The organism is Virgibacillus xinjiangensis (genome assembly GCF_042643145.1).
GTDB classification, from domain to species: Bacteria; Bacillota; Bacilli; order Bacillales; family Amphibacillaceae; genus Virgibacillus_O; species Virgibacillus_O xinjiangensis.
This window is the reverse complement of sequence record NZ_JBHRSA010000013.1, coordinates 1-17,307: the sequence shown is the minus strand read 5'-3', so window position 1 is coordinate 17,307 and position 17,307 is coordinate 1. Positions and strand designations below refer to the sequence as shown.

Genomic DNA, 17,307 nt, shown 5'->3' with positions numbered 1-17,307 from the left:
CTCGTCAGTTCCCTGGCTTCACTCGGTACCGAGAAATTTTTCTTCAAAGAAATCCAATTGATACTCGAGACTCAGAGCATCATTGAAATAGAAGGCTTTTGCGTCTGCCTGGAAGACGTTCCCCTTTTCAACCGCGTCTATATTGTTATACCAATCGGCTTCCAAGAACGATGTGTCCTGGTCATTGGTCAAGCTCAAAATCACATAATCGCCGACATAATCACCCAAGACTTCCTGGGAGATGGCAAAGTATCCTGGTTCCATGGCGACTTCGGCTACCGCCTCTGGCATTTTCAGGTCCATCGCTTGATATAATATTTCCGTCCCACGGCCCCAATTGTCTCCAAAGAGATAGAATTGTTTCTCAAAGTTTTCAATCACTGTGACAGTAGAATCTTCCCCGATTTTGGCCTTGATATCCTCACCCAGGGCTGCGGCACGTTCCTTGAAGTCTTCTGCCCATTCCCTCGCTTCTTCTTCTTTGTTCACGACTTTTCCGATTTCGATATGCTGCTCGAGATAGTCGTTTTTGCCATAGGTGAACAGAACGGTCGGCGCGATTTCCTTCAGTTTGTCGGCATTTTCTATGTTATTCAGGCCGATGATCAAATCAGGTTCCAACTCGATGATCTTCTCCAAGTCTTGATTGGAAACTACTTCGGCTTGCTCCAAGTGTTCTTCAAAATTGGGGTTCATAGCCGACCAGGAATCGACACCGACCACATTCACTCCCAGCTTGATCAGATCCCCGGCATAGGAGGACAGTACGACAACGCGCTCAGGGTTTGCCGGCACCTCGACCGGTCCTGTTTCGGATTCATATGTAATGGTGTCATCTGTTTCATCCTCGCTGCCTGTTTCCGCATTACTGGAACACGCTGCCAAGATGAGGGTAAGCAGGATAAGCATGGGAAATATCCATTTTTTCATGATTTTTCTCTCCTTTTAATAGATTGTAGGTGATACACATCGGTTTTTCTGTTCGCGGGTCCTTCCCGATAACCGCATCTATTTGGAATACTTCTTTCAAAACTTCCGGTGTGATGACCTCCTCTGGACTCCCGGCCTGGATCAGCCTGCCATTGGAGAGTGCGATCACGAAATCCGAGAAGCGTGCAGCTTGATTGAGGTCATGCAGTACCATGACGATGGTTTTGCCTTCTTCCTTATTCAGCTTCTGGAGCAATTCCAGCACTTCCAGCTGGTGGGCCATGTCTAAGTAGGTAGTGGGTTCATCCAAGAAGATGATATCCGTATCCTGAACCAATGACAGGGCGATCCACACACGCTGCCGTTGGCCACCTGACAGGGCATCCAATGGCTGGCCGCGAAACGCTTCTGTCTGGGTGACGTCTAGCGCCCATTGGATGATTTCCTTATCCTGTTTGGATAGATTGCCAAATCCCTTTTGGTAGGGGAAACGGCCATAGGAGACCAATTCTTCCACCAGAAGGCCACTGGAACTGTCTGGATTTTGCGGAAGAAAAGCAAGCTGTCTTGCTAGTTCCTTTGTATTGATCTGGGCAATCGCTTTCCCGTCCAGCATGATTTGTCCGGCTTGAGGGGCAATCACCCTGGTCATCGCTTTCAAAAGCGTGGATTTGCCACAGCCGTTGGAACCGATGATGGTGGTGATCTCGCCATCCGGGATGCACATGCTCAGATCATGGACGATCGTCTTGTCTTCATAGCCGACCCGGACATCTTCCACGGTCAATCGCATTAATCCAACCCTCCCTATGTAATTTTTATAATATTCATGGTATGATAATTGAAAATGATTATCATTATCTATTACATAGTTAGATAGTAAATAGTAAACCGCTTGCTGTCAAATGAAAATTAAAAAAATAGTCAATACATAGATGGGAGAAGACGTATCATGAAGGAACTATTCGATGTCACCATTATTGGTGGAGGGCCTGCGGGTCTGTACTCAGCCTTTTATAGTGGATTGCGTGGAATGAAAACGAAAATTTTGGAAGCACAGCCATCACTTGGCGGAAAGGTAACATTATATCCGGAAAAAATGATCTGGGATGCAGGAGGACAGCCTCCTGTCACAGGGGCTGTGTTCGCCAAGCAGCTGGTAGAACAGGCTCTGACATTCAATCCGGCCGTCGTTTTGAACAGAAAAGTGGACTTCCTTGAAAAAGATGGCAACAACCAATTTGTCATCACAACGGATGACGGGAGTAAGCATCATTCCAAGTCGGTCATTCTGGCAAATGGGGGAGGGATCATCACGCCGAAACGTCTCGAGATCGAGGGAGCCAGCCGGTTTGAAGGGAACAACCTCCATTACAGGATGCCTTCCCTTAAGTCCCTTCACAATAAGGTCGTGATGATATCCGGAGGAGGCAATGCCGCGATAGACTGGGCGGTGGAGCTGGTGGATATTGCTGAAAAAGTGATTCTGGTGTGCCGCAAAGGAGAAGCAGGGGCACATGAAGCCCAGGTGGAAAAGCTGGAAAACAGCAATGCCGTCATCTTGCGGAATACGGTCATCCGGTCGCTGGAGGGTGCTGGCAGCCACTTGGATGAGGCCGTACTGGAAAATGTCTGGACCGGTGAAATTTCAAAAGAGCGAGTGCACCATGTATTGGTCCATCATGGTTACCATCAGGACAACTCCCTGGACACCTCTGACAATCTTCCGATGGAGCGGACCGAGGATGGCTTTTACAGTGGAGATGCCCAAGGGTGTACCAGCCAAGAAGGGATATTTGCGGCCGGGGATAATATATCCTACGAAGGCAAAGTGAACCTGCTTGTCGGAGCATTCCAAGATGCAGTGAATGCCGTCAACAGCGCGAAGAATCATATCGACCCGTCCGCTGCGGCCACAGCTTTGGTTTCCTCCCATAATGAACAGTTCGATGAGCGGAACAAGCAGATGATCCGTGAGATGCTGGGTACGGTGTAACGCTGGCCGAGTGGATTATAGCAAGCTGTTAGGCAGGCCACGAGGATAGCACGATATGATGGATGGCACCCCACTTTGTTGGGGTGTTTTTTTTATGCGTGGAGCCAGAGATGTCAAAGTTGGTTACAATTCATTTTTTTCACGGATGCGTTTGGCTTTAACAGAAGAATTCCTCCCTAATATAGCTTCAAGCTATAACGAGTGATAGTTATTAAGTGTTACGCTATAGCGATTCTTCTATGCTATGGTCATTATAAGAAGAAATTATTTAAAAAATGAAAGAAAGAGGGAGATAAACCATGACAAAAACCATCTTGAAGGCTCCATTCAGAGCGGATCATGTAGGCAGCTTGCTGCGTCCTGATAACCTACATAAGGCTAGAGCGGATTATAAAGAGGGAAAAATTTCTGCAGAGGCATTGCGTGAAGTGGAGACAAAGGAAATCAAACGCATTGTGGACAAGCAGATCGAAGTCGGGTTAGAAGCTGTTACGGATGGGGAATTCCGCCGTACCTGGTGGCATTTCGATTTCTTGGAACATCTGAATGGGATCGAAGGGTATGTGACAGAAAAAGGCTATGAATTCGACGGGATTGAAACGGAAAGGTACCATATCCGGAATACCGGCAGAGTTTCGTTCAACCCAGATCATCCATTCATCAAAGATTTCATCGAGTTCAAAGAAATTGTCGGCGACCGTGCCGTTCCGAAGCAGGCCATCCCGAGTCCGAACCAATTGTTTGAAACAGGGGTCCGCAATACGGAAATCTATCCAGATATCGAAGACTTTGCAAGGGATGTTGCACAAGCATACAAGGATGCCATCCGTGCATTCTATGATGCAGGTGTACGCTATCTGCAATTGGATGACGTCCATATTGCAGGGCTTTCTTCTGATAACTATCATTCAAACAAAAGTGATGAATATTCCAGTGAGCAATTGATCGACCTGGCAGTGCGTGTAGTGAATCTGGCATTGGAAGACAAGCCGGAGGACCTGGTTGTAACCACCCATCTATGCCGGGGCAACTACCGGTCCACCTACGCATTTGAAGGAAGTTATGAGCGCATTGCACCGACCTTGTTTGCAAAAGAGAACGTGGACGGTTTCTTCCTGGAATACGATGATGACCGTTCAGGAGATTTCAAGCCACTCGACCATGTGCCGAATGAGGGCGCGAAAGTCGTCCTTGGTGTCGTTACCTCGAAAAATGGAGAGCTGGAAGATAAAGACGAAATCAAGGCGCGGATCAAAGAGGCAGCAAACCATGTACCACATGAACAGCTATGCCTGAGCCCGCAATGCGGATTCGCCTCCACACATCTTGGCAACAAACTGACCGAAGAACAGCAATGGGATAAATTGAAGTTGATTGTTGACGTAGCGAACGATGTCTGGAAGTAACTAAAACGGCCCCAGTACCAATGGTTGCCCTCCACCTAGCTAGGGTGGTGGGCCAGGTGGAGAAGAGTCTTTTTCGGTTTCAACCTCGGACTAAGGAGCAAAGGACCATGACACTCCTGCGGAAAAACGGGCGATCCGAGACCCCGCAGTGTGGGTTTTCACGAGGAGACTCGGGCGTTCGTCCGCGGAAAGGGAATGGTCTGTGCTCCTGGAGGCCAGAAAAAAACTTGTAGAAAACCACGGGGTTTCTCTACAAGCTGAAAAACCGCCATGTGGCGGTTTTTCTTTATTTCAAATTCTTTTTTACTGTATGGAAGTCTTTTTAATGGACTTGTCTATCTAAGCAGGATTTGTCCGTCTTAGTTTCCCACTGTTGCTTCGCGCTTCTCAGCTAGATCAATTTCAAGCTGTTTGGTGCGCTTTTTGTTCAACGGATACACAAATACGAGGATCAAGAACACAAGCAGGTACATGACGCCAGGTACTAAGGTGGCTACCGTATAGATTCCGTCTTTTACTTCCTGTGTTTGCGAGGCAGATGCCGTATATCCGACGAATGTAAGCGCAAATCCTGTTAGACCACCTGCAAATGCCTGTCCCATTTTTCGTGCGAATGAGTAGATAGCATATATGGTTCCATCTTCTCGGGTTCCCGTAAGGTATTCTTGATAGTCGATAGCATCTGTAACAAAGGCCCAAATAATCAAGTTGAACAACGCGAATCCTAGAAGGCCTAGAAAGTTGGCTACGAAGAACACAGCCAAGGAAGTGGTTGACATAAAATACAGTGTAAGATATGCACTTCCCGCAAGCAGCATGCCGAAAGAAGCAACTTCTTTCTTGCCAAAACGCTTAACCATTGGTGTCAATGCTGGCATAGAACCAAACACCGCAGCAGTCTGGAGAATGGTAAATATACTCAATGCGGTTGCGTTACCAAAATAATCTTTGAACAAATAAACGTTTATGGACATGACAAGCATCATGGTCATCAAAAATATAAGGGATGCTGCCAAGATCGTGATTAATGGAGTATTCTTCACAAGGCCTTTGGCTGTTTTTCCAAAGCTAAGTGTTTCACCTGGCTTTTTATCTGGTGTTTGAATCCGTTCGGTACTTAACTTTACACAACCCATATAGCAAGAAATTGCTAGAATACTAAAGAGTACTGCTGTCATGAACATCCGGCTTGCAGACAATTCGTTATTCACAAAAACGAATAATGGTGCACCAGCACTGATGACCAGGCTCGCTAACGTTGCTCCCATTGTTCTCCATCCAGACAAGGATGTACGATCGGTAGAATCACTGGAGATTACCGCAGCCATGGAACCATACGGGATATTGACAGATGTATATAACATCCCCCATAAAATATAGGTTACATAGGCATATGCAAGGTAGAAGCCTTCAGACATCCCTGGAATAGGCAGAAACATTAAAGCGCTCGCAATGACAAGCGGGAACGACATCCTGAAAATCCAAGGAAGGAATTTCCCTTTTGGCGTTGTCTTTCTGGAGTCGATAAAACGTCCCCATAGAACATCGGTTACCGCATCCCACATCCGTGCAACCAAGAATAGAGTACCGACGGCTGCCGCACTGATCCCGAAGATGTCAGTATAAAACACCATCAGGAATGTACTTACTAGAATAAAAGAGAAATCGTTTCCAAAATCCCCTAATAAATATCCAATCTTATCTCGCATACCAAATGGGCGAACCGGCTCCTTATTACTTTCCATTGGTCCATTTACTTCTATCGCTCTTTCCATGCTTTCCATGATGAATCCCTCCATTATTGCTCTTGAAGTCTTTCATATCTTCCTTAATCAACAGTTTCGTCAAAATAATAGGATCACTGTTCAAACTACTAGAACGCTTTCATAAAAGGCAGGACTATTTGCTTGAATAACCAAAAAATCCTGGAGAGAACTTTTGGTAAAAATGATTGATCAGAGGGCGTCTACAAGCTAGTTTGTTTAATCAACAAATTAATTTTCTATAAACTCATATTATATGAAAACGCTATAATGTGCAAGCGCTTTTTTGTATCCGGTTAAAAAAATTTACTGTCATCTATGATGGAATATATAGATTAGTACCATCTATCGGGATCATTCACATTTGAGGGAAGCTAGGTGGGAATTGCACCAACCCTGTTTGCAAGAGAGGGAGTGGGTGGGCTTTTCTTGGGGTATGATGGCCGCTGCTCCATACAAAAAGCAAATGACCAGTCTGATAGGGACCGGTCATTTGCTTTATCTTCATCTATTAACGGTTGCGGTTTCGTCTCCTGTTTCTCAAGAAAGTAGGAGTGTCCAGGGAGTCTTCCTCTGGTTCGGGTTGCTGTTGCTGCTGTGGCTGTGGCCGCCGTTGTGGCCGTTGTTGCTGGTACTCGTACGTTTCCCGTGGGGCTTCCTCCGGCTCACGGCTAGCTGCTTGCTGATGGTCATTGATGTCCGGACGCTGTTGTCTTTGCTGCGTTTCTGCCTGTTTGGCATTTTCATCAAAACCGGTAGCAATGACGGTCACGATGATTTCGTCCTTCAGTTCCTCATTGATGACGGAACCGAAGATCACATTCACTTCACTGTCTGCCGCTGAAGTGACCAGGTCGGCAGCTTCCTGTACCTCAAAGAGACTCAGGTTGGCTCCGCCGGTAATGCTCATCAGAATTCCGCGCGCACCATCAATGGAAGTCTCGAGTAATGGAGAGGAAACGGCCTTCTTGGCTGCTTCCGTCGCCCGAGTTTCTCCGGTAGCACTTCCGATTCCCATCAAGGCTGATCCTTTATCGAGCATGATGGTCCTTACATCGGCAAAGTCGACGTTGATCAGGCCTGGTTTAGCGATCAAGTCGGAAATGCCCTGTACCCCTTGTCTTAGTACATTGTCTGCCTCATGGAAGGCTTCCAGCATTGGGGTGTGTTTGTCCACGATCTCCAGCAGGCGGTCGTTAGGTATGACGATCAGTGTATCAACTGCCGTGATGAATGCATCGATGCCGGACTTCGCTTGTGTCGACCGCTTTCTTCCTTCGAAGGAGAATGGTTTGGTAACCACACCGAGTGTCAAGGATCCCAGGTTCTTGGCGATTTGCGCGATGACAGGCGCTGCACCTGTACCTGTTCCTCCACCCATTCCTGCTGTAACGAAAATCATGTCAGCGCCTTGGAGGGCTGCCTCGATTTCATCCCGGCTCTCTTCTGCCGCCTTCTTTCCGACTTCTGGGCTTGCCCCGGCACCGAGCCCTCGGGTAAGCTCTCCACCTATTTGCAGTTTCACTTCCGCTTTGGAGAGATGAAGTGCCTGTGCATCGGTGTTGACGGCAATGAACTCAACACCTTCCACTCCATGCTCGATCATACGGTTCACGGCATTATTGCCGCCTCCGCCTACCCCGATGACTTTTATCGATGCCAGCTGCTCCATATTTGAATCAAACTCAAACATTCTCAGTTCCTCCCACTATGTAATATTTCGATGATTGATGTAATTCTTCCCCTATTTTGCCGGGCAAGGAAATACCCGTGTGACATTCTATCAATACTAGTTTGCTTGTAAGCAATTCCATACTACCATCGTATTAACTTTACCACAGTATGAAGGTTATCAAAAAGGATTGTATACGTACATATGGTGATCTGGTTTTTATTGGAAATGTAATCTGTTGGTAACCTTAAAACAGGTTCAATCCAATCATCAGGATGTTTGGTTTGTCGATGGAAGGGAATAGTATCAATGGAATGCTTCTAAAGAACTAATGATAAATGATGGATCAGTAAAAGGAGAGAGATTACATGGCAAAAGTAGCAGTAGTGACGGGATCCGGCGGCGGTCTGGGTAAAGGAATTGCCCAGCGGCTGGGAAAAGACGGATTCAACATTGTATTGAATGATATTAACGAAGAGACACTGAATTCCACATTAGAAGAATTTAAAAAAGATGGTATTGAAGCCATTGCTGTAACAGGGGATGTTTCGAAAAGAGACGACCAGTTCAACTTAGTATCCAAAGCAGTAGAAGCCTTCGGGCAGCTTGATGTATTTGTGAACAATGCTGGTATCGATGTGGTCAGTCCATTTTTGGACGTTGATGAAGAACAGTTGAACAAAGCATTTTCCATCAATGTCAACGGTGTCGTATTTGGAACGCAAGCAGCTGCTAAACAGTTCATCGAACAGAAAACGAAAGGTAAAATCATCAATGCTTGCAGTATAGCTGGACATGAGTCGTATGAAATGCTATCCACTTATTCTGCTACAAAGCATGCAGTACGCTCATATACCCAATCAGCTGCCAAAGAACTGGCCTCAGACAATATTCGAGTGAATGCCTATTGCCCAGGTGTTGCAGGCACGAGCATGTGGGACAGGATTGACGAAGAAATGGTCAAATACTATGATCACATGGAACCTGGGGACGCATTCAAAGAATTCTCCGGAGGTATCCTTCTGGGAAGACCCCAAGAACCGGAGGATGTCGCAAACCTTGTATCATTCCTGGCATCGGACGACTCCGACTATATAACTGGGCAGTCCATCATCACCGATGGCGGAATTGTATTCAGATAAGAGAGATGAAGAGGTATCTATATGGGTACCTCTTGCTTTACATAAATAGGGGAGGATGGTTTTCCATCCTCCCCTTCATCTATTCCATCTTTCTTACAAACCGATTTGATCCACTGCATATGTCGCTTGTTCTGTGCTGAATCCTTCATACTCCAATTGTTCGATCAAGCCACTTCGTGAAAAAGAGGTATAGTCAAGATAATTTTCACCAGACAGAACGGCCTGCTCTTTCCAGTCGACATCCATGTTCTCCACGGCGTATGTTGCATCTTCTGTGCTGTAGCCTTCATATTCCAACTGTTCAATCAGTCCCTGCTCAGAAAATGCTGTATAGGAAATATAATCTTCAGCAGCCAGGACAGCCTGTTCTCTCCAGTCGACTTCTATGTTATTCGCTGCGAAGGTCGCATCATCGTTGCTGAACCCTTCATACTCCAATTGCTCGATAAGCCCCTGTTTTGAAAATGCCGTATAGGCAAGGTAACTCTCCGCTTGGTTCACTGCGTTTTCCTGGGAAAGAGTCAATTCCGGTTCTTTCGGTTCTGCCGCAGGTTCCTCTTTAGGCTCCTCTTTTGATACGGCTTTCGATTCCTCTTTTGGTTCTTCTTTTGATGCTGCTTCAGATTCTTCCTTAGGCTCCGCTTTAGATTCCCCGTCAGATTCCTCTGTTGACTCTTCTTCAGGATCTTCCTTCGGTTCCTCCTCCGGTTCTTCCTCTTCTACTTCTTCCGATTCAGCATCAGCTTCGTTCGATGCAGTCTCTTGCCCATCACCGGAATCCGTCATTGATATACCGACGATCATCACAACGAATAGAACACCACTTTTAATGAAGCGCTTCTTGGTCAGGCCGTTCCTCTTAAATATGCTGACGATGGCCAGAAAGCCGAAGCCGAGAAATCCGAACAACCCGATTATAATGAATAAAGTACTCAATCTATTTTCCCCCTGATTTCTTCTTTAGTTATATAGTCCTATTCATCATAGTGCCATCTGTAACATTTGTAAACTACTTGTAATATATTTTCTTGAAAAAGTTACATTTCACTAATCATTCTAATTTACGATCAATTTGATCGGCTGATCATTTATTCCCATTTAATCCCAATGAATTCTGCCGTTAAGGCAAAAGTGGAAGGGTGGGGATGCAAAGAGAAGCACAACCTTGATGATGAGAAGGTAAGCTTAATCAGTGTCATAGTTTTGTAATATTCCAGAAGGCCTGACCCAGTTCCATGATGGGATTAGACAGGCAATGCGTCCAATGGCCGGGACATGCATCTGTATTCAGTCACCATCATTCGTTTTTAAACAATTTATAAAAGAGGGGTTGGCAAAAATTAAGGAATTGTGTAGAATAAAATACGTACATTAGTAATTATATTTTATCTATTGTTCGTATTTTACTTAACAGGAGGAAATGACATGAGTGTAAAACAGAAGCTAGGAAGTTTAATCGGAAGCGTAATGTTGGTTCTCTTGCTGGCAGGTTGTGGGGACCAGGCTGAAAATACAGAAGCGGCTGCTGAAGAGGAAGAAGAAAATGTAGTAGGAATCATCGGCCCGATGGAAGTGGAAATCGACATCCTCCACTCGCATATGGAAGTGGAAGAGACGACGGAGAAAGGACAATTGACCTTTTACGAAGGAACTCTGGAAGGGCAGCCGATTGTCCTGGTGAAATCAGGCATCGGGAAAGTGAATGCAGCCTCCGCAGCTCAAATGCTTATCAGTGATTTTGGAGTAGATACATTGATCAACTCTGGCGTAGCAGGTGGGGTCCATCCTGATTTAGGTCTCGGAGACATCGTCATCTCCACCAAGACCGTCCATCATGACATGGACGAAACCGCCAAAGATTACAAACCGGGACAAATTCCATACATGGACACAAGGTATTTCGAAGCGGATCAAGACTTGATTCAGCTGGCAGAGAAAGCAACGGAAGGTCTTCCTGATTATGTTGATGTCTTCCAAGGACCGATTGCGACAGGGGACCAATTCATCGCAAGCGAAGAAAAGACGGAATGGATCTATGAAACATTTGATGCTTACGTAGTCGAGATGGAAGGTGCGGCCGTCGGACAAGTCGCCTACTTGAATGAAATTCCGTACGTCGTCATCCGCTCAGCTTCCGATGATGCAGGGGAAGAAGCTGCCGGCATCCAAGAAAACTTTGTAGAAGAAGCAGCGAACAATTCCAGTCATGTGATTGAAGAAATGTTGAAGGGGATGTAGGAACAGCTAGAGTCCGATATTCTCGAGGAATGGATGGGGCAGAGGAAGAGATTCGTACCCATTTGGCGGGCTCAAACAAAGCATACGAAAGTGCCGTATCAGAAAAAGTGATACGGCGCTTTTGTCATTTTACGGAATGGTCAAGTCAATATGCCTCTCCGAAATAATTCGGCGACAGCGTGTGTACGGTTCTGTACGCCGAGCTTTCGCATCGCTGTTTGAACATATTGGTTGATCGTGAATTCGCTTATGTCCAGGTCGTCGGCCATTTTCTTGGTGGTATCCCCATTGGCAATCATATGCATGACTTCCATTTCCCTTCTGCTTAACACGTTCGACTTTTGCCTGCCGTTAAGCTGATAAAGTGCTTTGCCGATGGTCTGTCCGTAGAGGGTGATGGAGGCAAGCATGTTGGTGTCAATCTGCTGATCATCTGTAAAGGTGTTGCTGATGATATAGCCGATGACAATGTTATTGATCGTGATGGGCATGACGAGTCCCGCTGTTGCAGTGAAAACGTACTTGGTACCCATTTGCTTGAGGTACTCAGCCCCTGTGTAATATTTGGCTTGGCGTTCATAAATGGCTGTGTAGATTCCGGGAATGGAGCGGATGTCATCACGGATAGAGCTGGCACTGTATAGTTGATGATCTTCGATGACAATAATTCCTTCAGCTAAATAGCCCAGAGGCGAATATCTGAACAGATAGCCATTGGTGACAGGAAACAGGTCTACATAGGTTTTCAGGGCTTGCTGCAGCTGTTCTTCATGCGAGGTTATCTTCTCGAATGCCTGAACGCTTCCTAAAATGGTAGTAGCTGATGGCATCTTATTACCTCCTATTTAGGGGGATGTCCCGGTTAAATTGTGGGAATATACTAATTATAAACAATATTATAAACTATTTACAAGGCATTCATGAAGCTCAGCCGATAGATATTGATTCCATGAAAGGGTGGTTTTTTGACTCATTTAGATGAAAGCGCGAAGGAATATTTGAAAGCGTTTACTCAGATGCCGGCATTTTACAAAATGGACCCGCCAAGTGTGAGGGAGATGATGGCACAGGCACCACCAGTGGAAGTGGAACTGGCGCCTGTAGCGAATGTGGAAGAACGGAGGATTCCGGTTGGTGATGGCGAAAAGATAAACGCCAGGGTATATACACCAGCGGGAGAGGGGCCTTTTCCGATTATCGTCTATTATCATGGTGGTGGCTGGGTACTTGGTGATCTGGAGACAGCTGATGCAACATGCCGGTTGCTCGCCAACCATACGGAGCATGTTGTGATCAATGTCGATTACCGGTTATCACCAGAGCATCCATTTCCGACTCCATTGAATGATGCCTATGCAGCGTATCAATGGGCACGGGAAAATAGTACGGCCATTAATGGAATCAGCAACAATATCATTGTCGGGGGCGATAGTGCTGGCGGAAATTTGGCGACAGCAGTCACTATGAAGGCGAAAGAGGACGGAGATACCGGCATTCAATCACAACTGCTCATTTATCCGGTGACAGATCTCGGTTATGACACACCATCCTATGAACAGTTTCAAGAAGGGTACGGATTGGATCGGGAATTGATGAAATGGTTCGGCACGCACTATATCCGCGGGGATGAAGACCGGACAAATCCGTATGTATCCCCACTGAAAGCACCGGAACTATCGGGTTTGCCGCCTGCATTTGTGGCCACGGCCGAAAATGATGTCCTCAGGGATGAGGGCAAAGCCTATGCGAAACGGCTGAAGGATGCAGGTGTGGACGTCACGTATGTTTGTGAAAATGGGTTGGTCCATGGTTATTTCACCAATATGATCTTCTTTGCCGACCGTATTAAAAAGACGGTTGGACGCATCGGCCAATTTTTGAAGAAAGGAGCGACGCTATGAGGGCTCGGCAGCAGCATGTCGATTATGATGCTGTAGTTGTGGGGGCAGGCTTTTCGGGACTTTATATGCTGCATTTGTTGCGGGAGGCCGGTTATTCGGTGAAGGTGTATGAAGCGGGTGATGATGTCGGCGGCGTCTGGTATTGGAATCGCTATCCAGGTGCCCGCTGCGATTCCGAGAGCATTTATTACAATTATACCTTTTCAAAAGAACTGTATGAGGAATGGAGCTGGTCTTCACGGTTTCCGACACAGCCGGAAATTTTGGATTATCTGAACTTCGTGGCTGATAAATTTGACCTGCGGCGTGATATCGAGTTCGGCACACGCGTAACCTCCGCCCACTTCCATGAAGCCTCTAACAGCTGGGAAGTGACAACGGGCGATGGGGAAACGGTTCGATCCCAATTCTTTATTACAGGTGTCGGGTGTTTGTCCACCGCCAATCTGCCGCAATTTGAGGGAATCGATCGCTTTAAAGGGGATTGGTATCATACCGGGAATTGGCCGCATGAAGGCGTCGACTTCCGAGGCAAACGAGTCGGGATCATTGGCACGGGATCCAGTGGTATTCAATCCATTCCTATGATTGCGAAGGAGGCCGAACATCTGACGGTCTTCCAGCGGACACCCCAATACAGCATTCCGGCCGAGAATCATCCGTATGATCAGGCCTATATCGAGCAAGTAAAAGGGGATTTCGAGAACTTGCGCGACTCGATGCGTCATTCCAATTCTGGGTTGGCCATCCCACCAGGAGAACGGTCGGCATTAGAGGATCCACCGGAAAAGCGGGAGAAGATTTTTGAAGAGGCCTGGAATAAAGGCAGTCTGTATTTGCTTAATGCCTACAATGATTTCATGGTGAATGCCGATGCCAATGAATCGGTAAGCAGCTTTATCCGGGAGAAGATCGGTGAGATTGTCGAAGATCCGGAAATCGCTGAGAAGCTGAAGCCGACCTACTATTTCGGCACGAAACGGCCGGTTTTAGACACCGATTATTATGAAACGTACAACCGTGATAATGTCTCATTGGTAGATGTCAAAGCGCATCCGATAGAGGAAATCACGGAAAGAGGGGTACAGACGAGCGCGGAGGAACATGAGCTGGACATCATCGTGTTTGCGACAGGCTATGATGCAATGACCGGAACCCTGTTGAAAATGGATATCCGTGGCCGGGATGGCACAAGCCTGCATGATAAGTGGGCTGGAGGATCGTCTGTTCAAACGTATCTTGGGCTTGCCCTCAATGGGTTCCCGAACATGTTCACCATTACCGGCCCGGAGAGCCCTTCGGTGTTGTCGAATATGCCGGTATCCATCGAGCAGCATGTAGAGTGGATCCATGATTTCATTCAGTATATGGATGAACACAACATGACTCGCGCTGAAGCAGAAGCTGAAGCGGAGAGAGAGTGGAGCCAACATTGCCGGGAAGTAGCGGAGCAAACACTATTCGTCCAGACTGATTCCTGGTACACCGGAGCTAACATAGACGGAAAACCACGCGGCTTCCCCATTTACCTTGGCGGCGTCGGACCGTATCGCAATATATGTGAGGATGTTGCGTCCAATGGCTATAAAGGCTTTACCTTAAATAGTCTTAGCGAGCAGAAGATATAGTGTGGGGGGATGGTTTGATAGATGAAGGTTGGTGACCGGCATGCTTTTGGATTAGGACCCTGGATTTGGAACCAGCATTGAACTGTGTAAGAGAGTTGTTAAAGTTTACAGCAGCCGATCTACTGTTCAACCCTGGTGTAACAGGCGGAGTCCATCATGCTCAAACCTGTTTAGGAAAAACTTACCAAAGTGATGGTAAATGGAAGAAAGAATTTATGATTAGCAACATATTAAAAATAATCCGTTCCCTTTCTTCAAGGGAGCGGATTATCTATGGTAAACACGTTATATGCACTATTATCCCCATTTCCTTACACGTAGAAATAAAAGAGGATAACAACCACAATATTTGAATTACCTGGTGTTGAGCTGAGTCCCCATTTTTTAATTTATTTAATTCTTCTTCTAACCGAGATTTTGATAAAAAGTTAACAACAATAAAAATTTCTAACATCGAGTTGGGAGAGTCTTGAGTTTTAGAGAATGCTACATGAACTTCTTCAGTAGAATTTCCCTTTCTAATTAACGGGATATTTGTTCCAGATATTTTTCCGCCCCATCTTTCAATTTTTCTTTTCAAGTCATTAGGTGACATATTCATGTTACCAATGTTTTTTATGGCTTGTCCTATGACAATTTGAAAGTCAGATGCTGATAATTGGGAATTACCATGTTTTGCATGATAGTAACTTATTTTTTTAGAATCTAATATAGAGATAAAATCTGCAAATTCATTGCCTAAATCATCACATATTAAATAATCTATATCGTAAGCGATATTACTTTCAATAAAATCGAATAGAGTGTTTTCTTCGAATTTAGACGAAGTTTTAGAAGTATTACCTTTCTCAGCTGTTATTGATGTTAATTCATCGTATGGCACTAAAACTTCCAAAAAAGAGTCAAGGTTCTGTAGGAGTTTATTATCCTTAAATAGTTTCTTGTTTGAATAAACGATCTCCATATCTGAAAATGTAACGATAAAGCTTTGATTCTTATTTAGATATTCTTGTAAATTAATAGTTTCCCCATTATAAATAAGAAAGATTTTTCTCAGTTTTTTACACCCTAGGGTTATGGAAGTCTTATTTTTCTTTAAAATTAAACTCTTATCAATTGAGTTTACAATTCTGTGTATTGCATTTCCGCGAGTATCTTTTTTTAGTATTTCACAATAGGAATTAAATTCCTCTAAGTATTTATGCAGGTCTATGCTTCTTCCGTTGTCAGGATTTCCATACCTTACATCATCGATCATACCGTTTTCGAAATCATTTAATAAGTCATTAAATAAAAATAGTATACTTTTAGGCTCTAGCTCTTTTATAAGATTTTCTGTAGGTATAGGAGTTGAAAAGTTATCTAAATAGGATTCCTTTAATTCAAAGCTTTCAATCCTGTCTACTACGTCAATAACATATTCAAAATAATCTTCTATAGCTACTTTTTTACCTAACCTATTAATTTTTGAGGTACTTAAGCCCAAAGATATCTTTTTATTTCCATCTTTTATACGCATATTATTAAGTATATATTTGCTTGAATAAATAGGGTTATAGGAAATTCGTAAGTCATTTGCTTCAATATTTCGATTACGTATTGCTTTATCGTTAATATCCATATTTCTTAAAGAAAACTTTTCATAAGAAGTTTTCTCATTCAAAAACAACCTTGAAATAGTGGTAACATCTACATCTGTAATATATTTTTCTAATTTAGAATTTAAGCTGCTTACATTCCTTTTATTCACAACTAGCATACCTGAGTATTGAATTAATAGTAGGTAGGCAAATTTAATCTCCACTTCATTGCCTTCATCGTCGAGAAAGTTTGGTGTGTCTTTATATTTAAAAATACATAATGAGTATGTTAGGTTTTTTCCAGATATTGTGTATTGTTGATTAATGATTTTTGTAGCATAGGGGCCCGATTTTTTTCTTGAAATGTCAATGAAAAGATGCTTAATAAAATTATTGTTTAATTTCTGCTGAAGATTATAAAAGTAAGCTGTTTCACTTAATATGAGTCTATCAATCATTTACATACCTCATTCTTGAATTTTCTAACATTTTATCATTTATAAACCAAGAACCAAAGAAGTTTGATCGAAAAACCACATTATCAGTTACCTATTCATGGTAATTTTTGCTAATTAAATCTTCAACTTCAATATTTTAGTACTACTGGTGTTAATAGAGGGGTTAAATGAATAATCTTTATACTATACTCATGTAGAGGCGAGCTCTTAGTACTTATCACCAAACTCCTAACTCACAATATGAGACTCTTCTTCTTTTCCGCTGACCTTGGCGAGCAGCCTTTCAATTTCAATCGATACTTCCTCACTGTCTTCACCGGTGTCCGTCTCAATCGAGTCGGTTTTTTCAACGGATAACTTGTTCCTATCCCTGAACCAATCGGGCACAATCTCCTCGTTCTGCCGGTTTTGGACATGACTGGACATTCTCTTCTCCTGTTGCCGGAAAGACCTCTCCTCCATTTCAGCCTCGTCGACCGTCCTGATTCCCTTTTGATTCCATGCCTTCAGAATCCCCTTCACATACTGAAGAAGGACATAGGTTGGATCCACCTCTGCCATCTTATTGATCCACCCCGGACAAGAAAATGACC

Annotated in this window: 14 protein-coding genes; 6 read left to right on the top strand and 8 right to left on the bottom strand. The window is 44.5% G+C overall.

Annotated features, from left to right (window positions below; translation table 11 throughout):
* Nucleotides 1-18 precede the first annotated feature (18 nt).
* Both ACFOGI_RS04310 and ACFOGI_RS04305 read right to left on the bottom strand, forming a co-directional pair.
* Nucleotides 19-930, bottom strand: coding sequence for an iron-hydroxamate ABC transporter substrate-binding protein (locus tag ACFOGI_RS04310; protein WP_390268956.1), 912 nt, complete (start codon nt 928-930; stop codon nt 19-21).
* Entirely contained in the window at nt 866-1,723 is an 858-nt protein-coding gene (locus ACFOGI_RS04305; RefSeq protein WP_390268953.1) for an ABC transporter ATP-binding protein, read from the bottom strand. The genes ACFOGI_RS04310 and ACFOGI_RS04305 overlap by 65 nt, the downstream gene beginning before the upstream one ends.
* Before the next feature lie 159 nt (nt 1,724-1,882).
* Between ACFOGI_RS04305 and ACFOGI_RS04300 the strand changes: the two genes are divergently transcribed.
* Nucleotides 1,883-2,926, top strand: coding sequence for an NAD(P)/FAD-dependent oxidoreductase (locus tag ACFOGI_RS04300; RefSeq protein ID WP_390268950.1), 1,044 nt, complete (start codon nt 1,883-1,885; stop codon nt 2,924-2,926).
* A gap of 299 nt (nt 2,927-3,225) precedes the next feature.
* Nucleotides 3,226-4,332, top strand: coding sequence for a 5-methyltetrahydropteroyltriglutamate--homocysteine S-methyltransferase (locus ACFOGI_RS04295; protein ID WP_390268947.1), 1,107 nt, complete (start codon nt 3,226-3,228; stop codon nt 4,330-4,332).
* 359 nt (nt 4,333-4,691) lie between these two features.
* Here the strand turns inward: ACFOGI_RS04295 and ACFOGI_RS04290 are convergent, their stop codons facing one another.
* Together ACFOGI_RS04290 and ftsZ are read right to left on the bottom strand one after the other, a co-directional pair.
* Nucleotides 4,692-6,116 (bottom strand): MFS transporter, encoded by a 1,425-nt coding sequence (locus tag ACFOGI_RS04290; RefSeq protein WP_390268944.1) that lies wholly within the window; start codon nt 6,114-6,116, stop codon nt 4,692-4,694.
* Nucleotides 6,117-6,606: 490 nt separating this feature from the next.
* The gene (gene ftsZ / locus ACFOGI_RS04285) at nt 6,607-7,788 is read right to left on the bottom strand and encodes a cell division protein FtsZ (protein WP_390268941.1); all 1,182 of its coding nucleotides are present in this window, start codon (nt 7,786-7,788) and stop codon (nt 6,607-6,609) included.
* A gap of 347 nt (nt 7,789-8,135) precedes the next feature.
* Between ftsZ and ACFOGI_RS04280 the strand changes: the two genes are divergently transcribed.
* Nucleotides 8,136-8,909: an acetoin reductase gene (locus ACFOGI_RS04280; RefSeq protein WP_390268938.1), complete on the top strand. Its 774-nt coding sequence runs from the start codon at nt 8,136-8,138 to the stop codon at nt 8,907-8,909.
* A 93-nt stretch (nt 8,910-9,002) separates the two neighbouring features.
* Here ACFOGI_RS04280 and ACFOGI_RS04275 read toward each other — a convergent pair whose 3' ends face one another.
* Nucleotides 9,003-9,845 (bottom strand): Ltp family lipoprotein, encoded by an 843-nt coding sequence (locus ACFOGI_RS04275; RefSeq protein WP_390268935.1) that lies wholly within the window; start codon nt 9,843-9,845, stop codon nt 9,003-9,005.
* A 489-nt stretch (nt 9,846-10,334) separates the two neighbouring features.
* Between ACFOGI_RS04275 and ACFOGI_RS04270 the strand changes: the two genes are divergently transcribed.
* The gene (locus tag ACFOGI_RS04270; protein ID WP_390268933.1) at nt 10,335-11,147 is read left to right on the top strand and encodes a 5'-methylthioadenosine/adenosylhomocysteine nucleosidase; all 813 of its coding nucleotides are present in this window, start codon (nt 10,335-10,337) and stop codon (nt 11,145-11,147) included.
* Nucleotides 11,148-11,287: 140 nt separating this feature from the next.
* On the opposite strand, the gene ACFOGI_RS04265 is transcribed toward ACFOGI_RS04270, so the two are convergent.
* Nucleotides 11,288-11,977, bottom strand: coding sequence for a response regulator transcription factor (locus tag ACFOGI_RS04265; protein ID WP_390268930.1), 690 nt, complete (start codon nt 11,975-11,977; stop codon nt 11,288-11,290).
* Nucleotides 11,978-12,112: 135 nt separating this feature from the next.
* On the opposite strand from ACFOGI_RS04265, the gene ACFOGI_RS04260 reads away from it, so the two are divergent.
* Together ACFOGI_RS04260 and ACFOGI_RS04255 are read left to right on the top strand one after the other, a co-directional pair.
* On the top strand, nt 12,113-13,048 hold the full coding sequence (locus ACFOGI_RS04260) for an alpha/beta hydrolase (protein ID WP_390268927.1): 936 nt from the start codon (nt 12,113-12,115) through the stop codon (nt 13,046-13,048).
* Complete coding sequence (locus ACFOGI_RS04255; RefSeq protein WP_390268924.1) at nt 13,045-14,676, top strand: flavin-containing monooxygenase; 1,632 nt, start codon at nt 13,045-13,047, stop codon at nt 14,674-14,676. The genes ACFOGI_RS04260 and ACFOGI_RS04255 overlap by 4 nt, the downstream gene beginning before the upstream one ends.
* Before the next feature lie 271 nt (nt 14,677-14,947).
* Here the strand turns inward: ACFOGI_RS04255 and ACFOGI_RS04250 are convergent, their stop codons facing one another.
* Complete coding sequence (locus ACFOGI_RS04250) at nt 14,948-16,714, bottom strand: hypothetical protein (RefSeq protein ID WP_390268921.1); 1,767 nt, start codon at nt 16,712-16,714, stop codon at nt 14,948-14,950.
* Nucleotides 16,715-16,942: 228 nt separating this feature from the next.
* Nucleotides 16,943-17,307 (bottom strand): DnaD domain protein (locus ACFOGI_RS04245; RefSeq protein ID WP_390268918.1); only part of this gene is annotated, 365 nt, incomplete at its 5' end.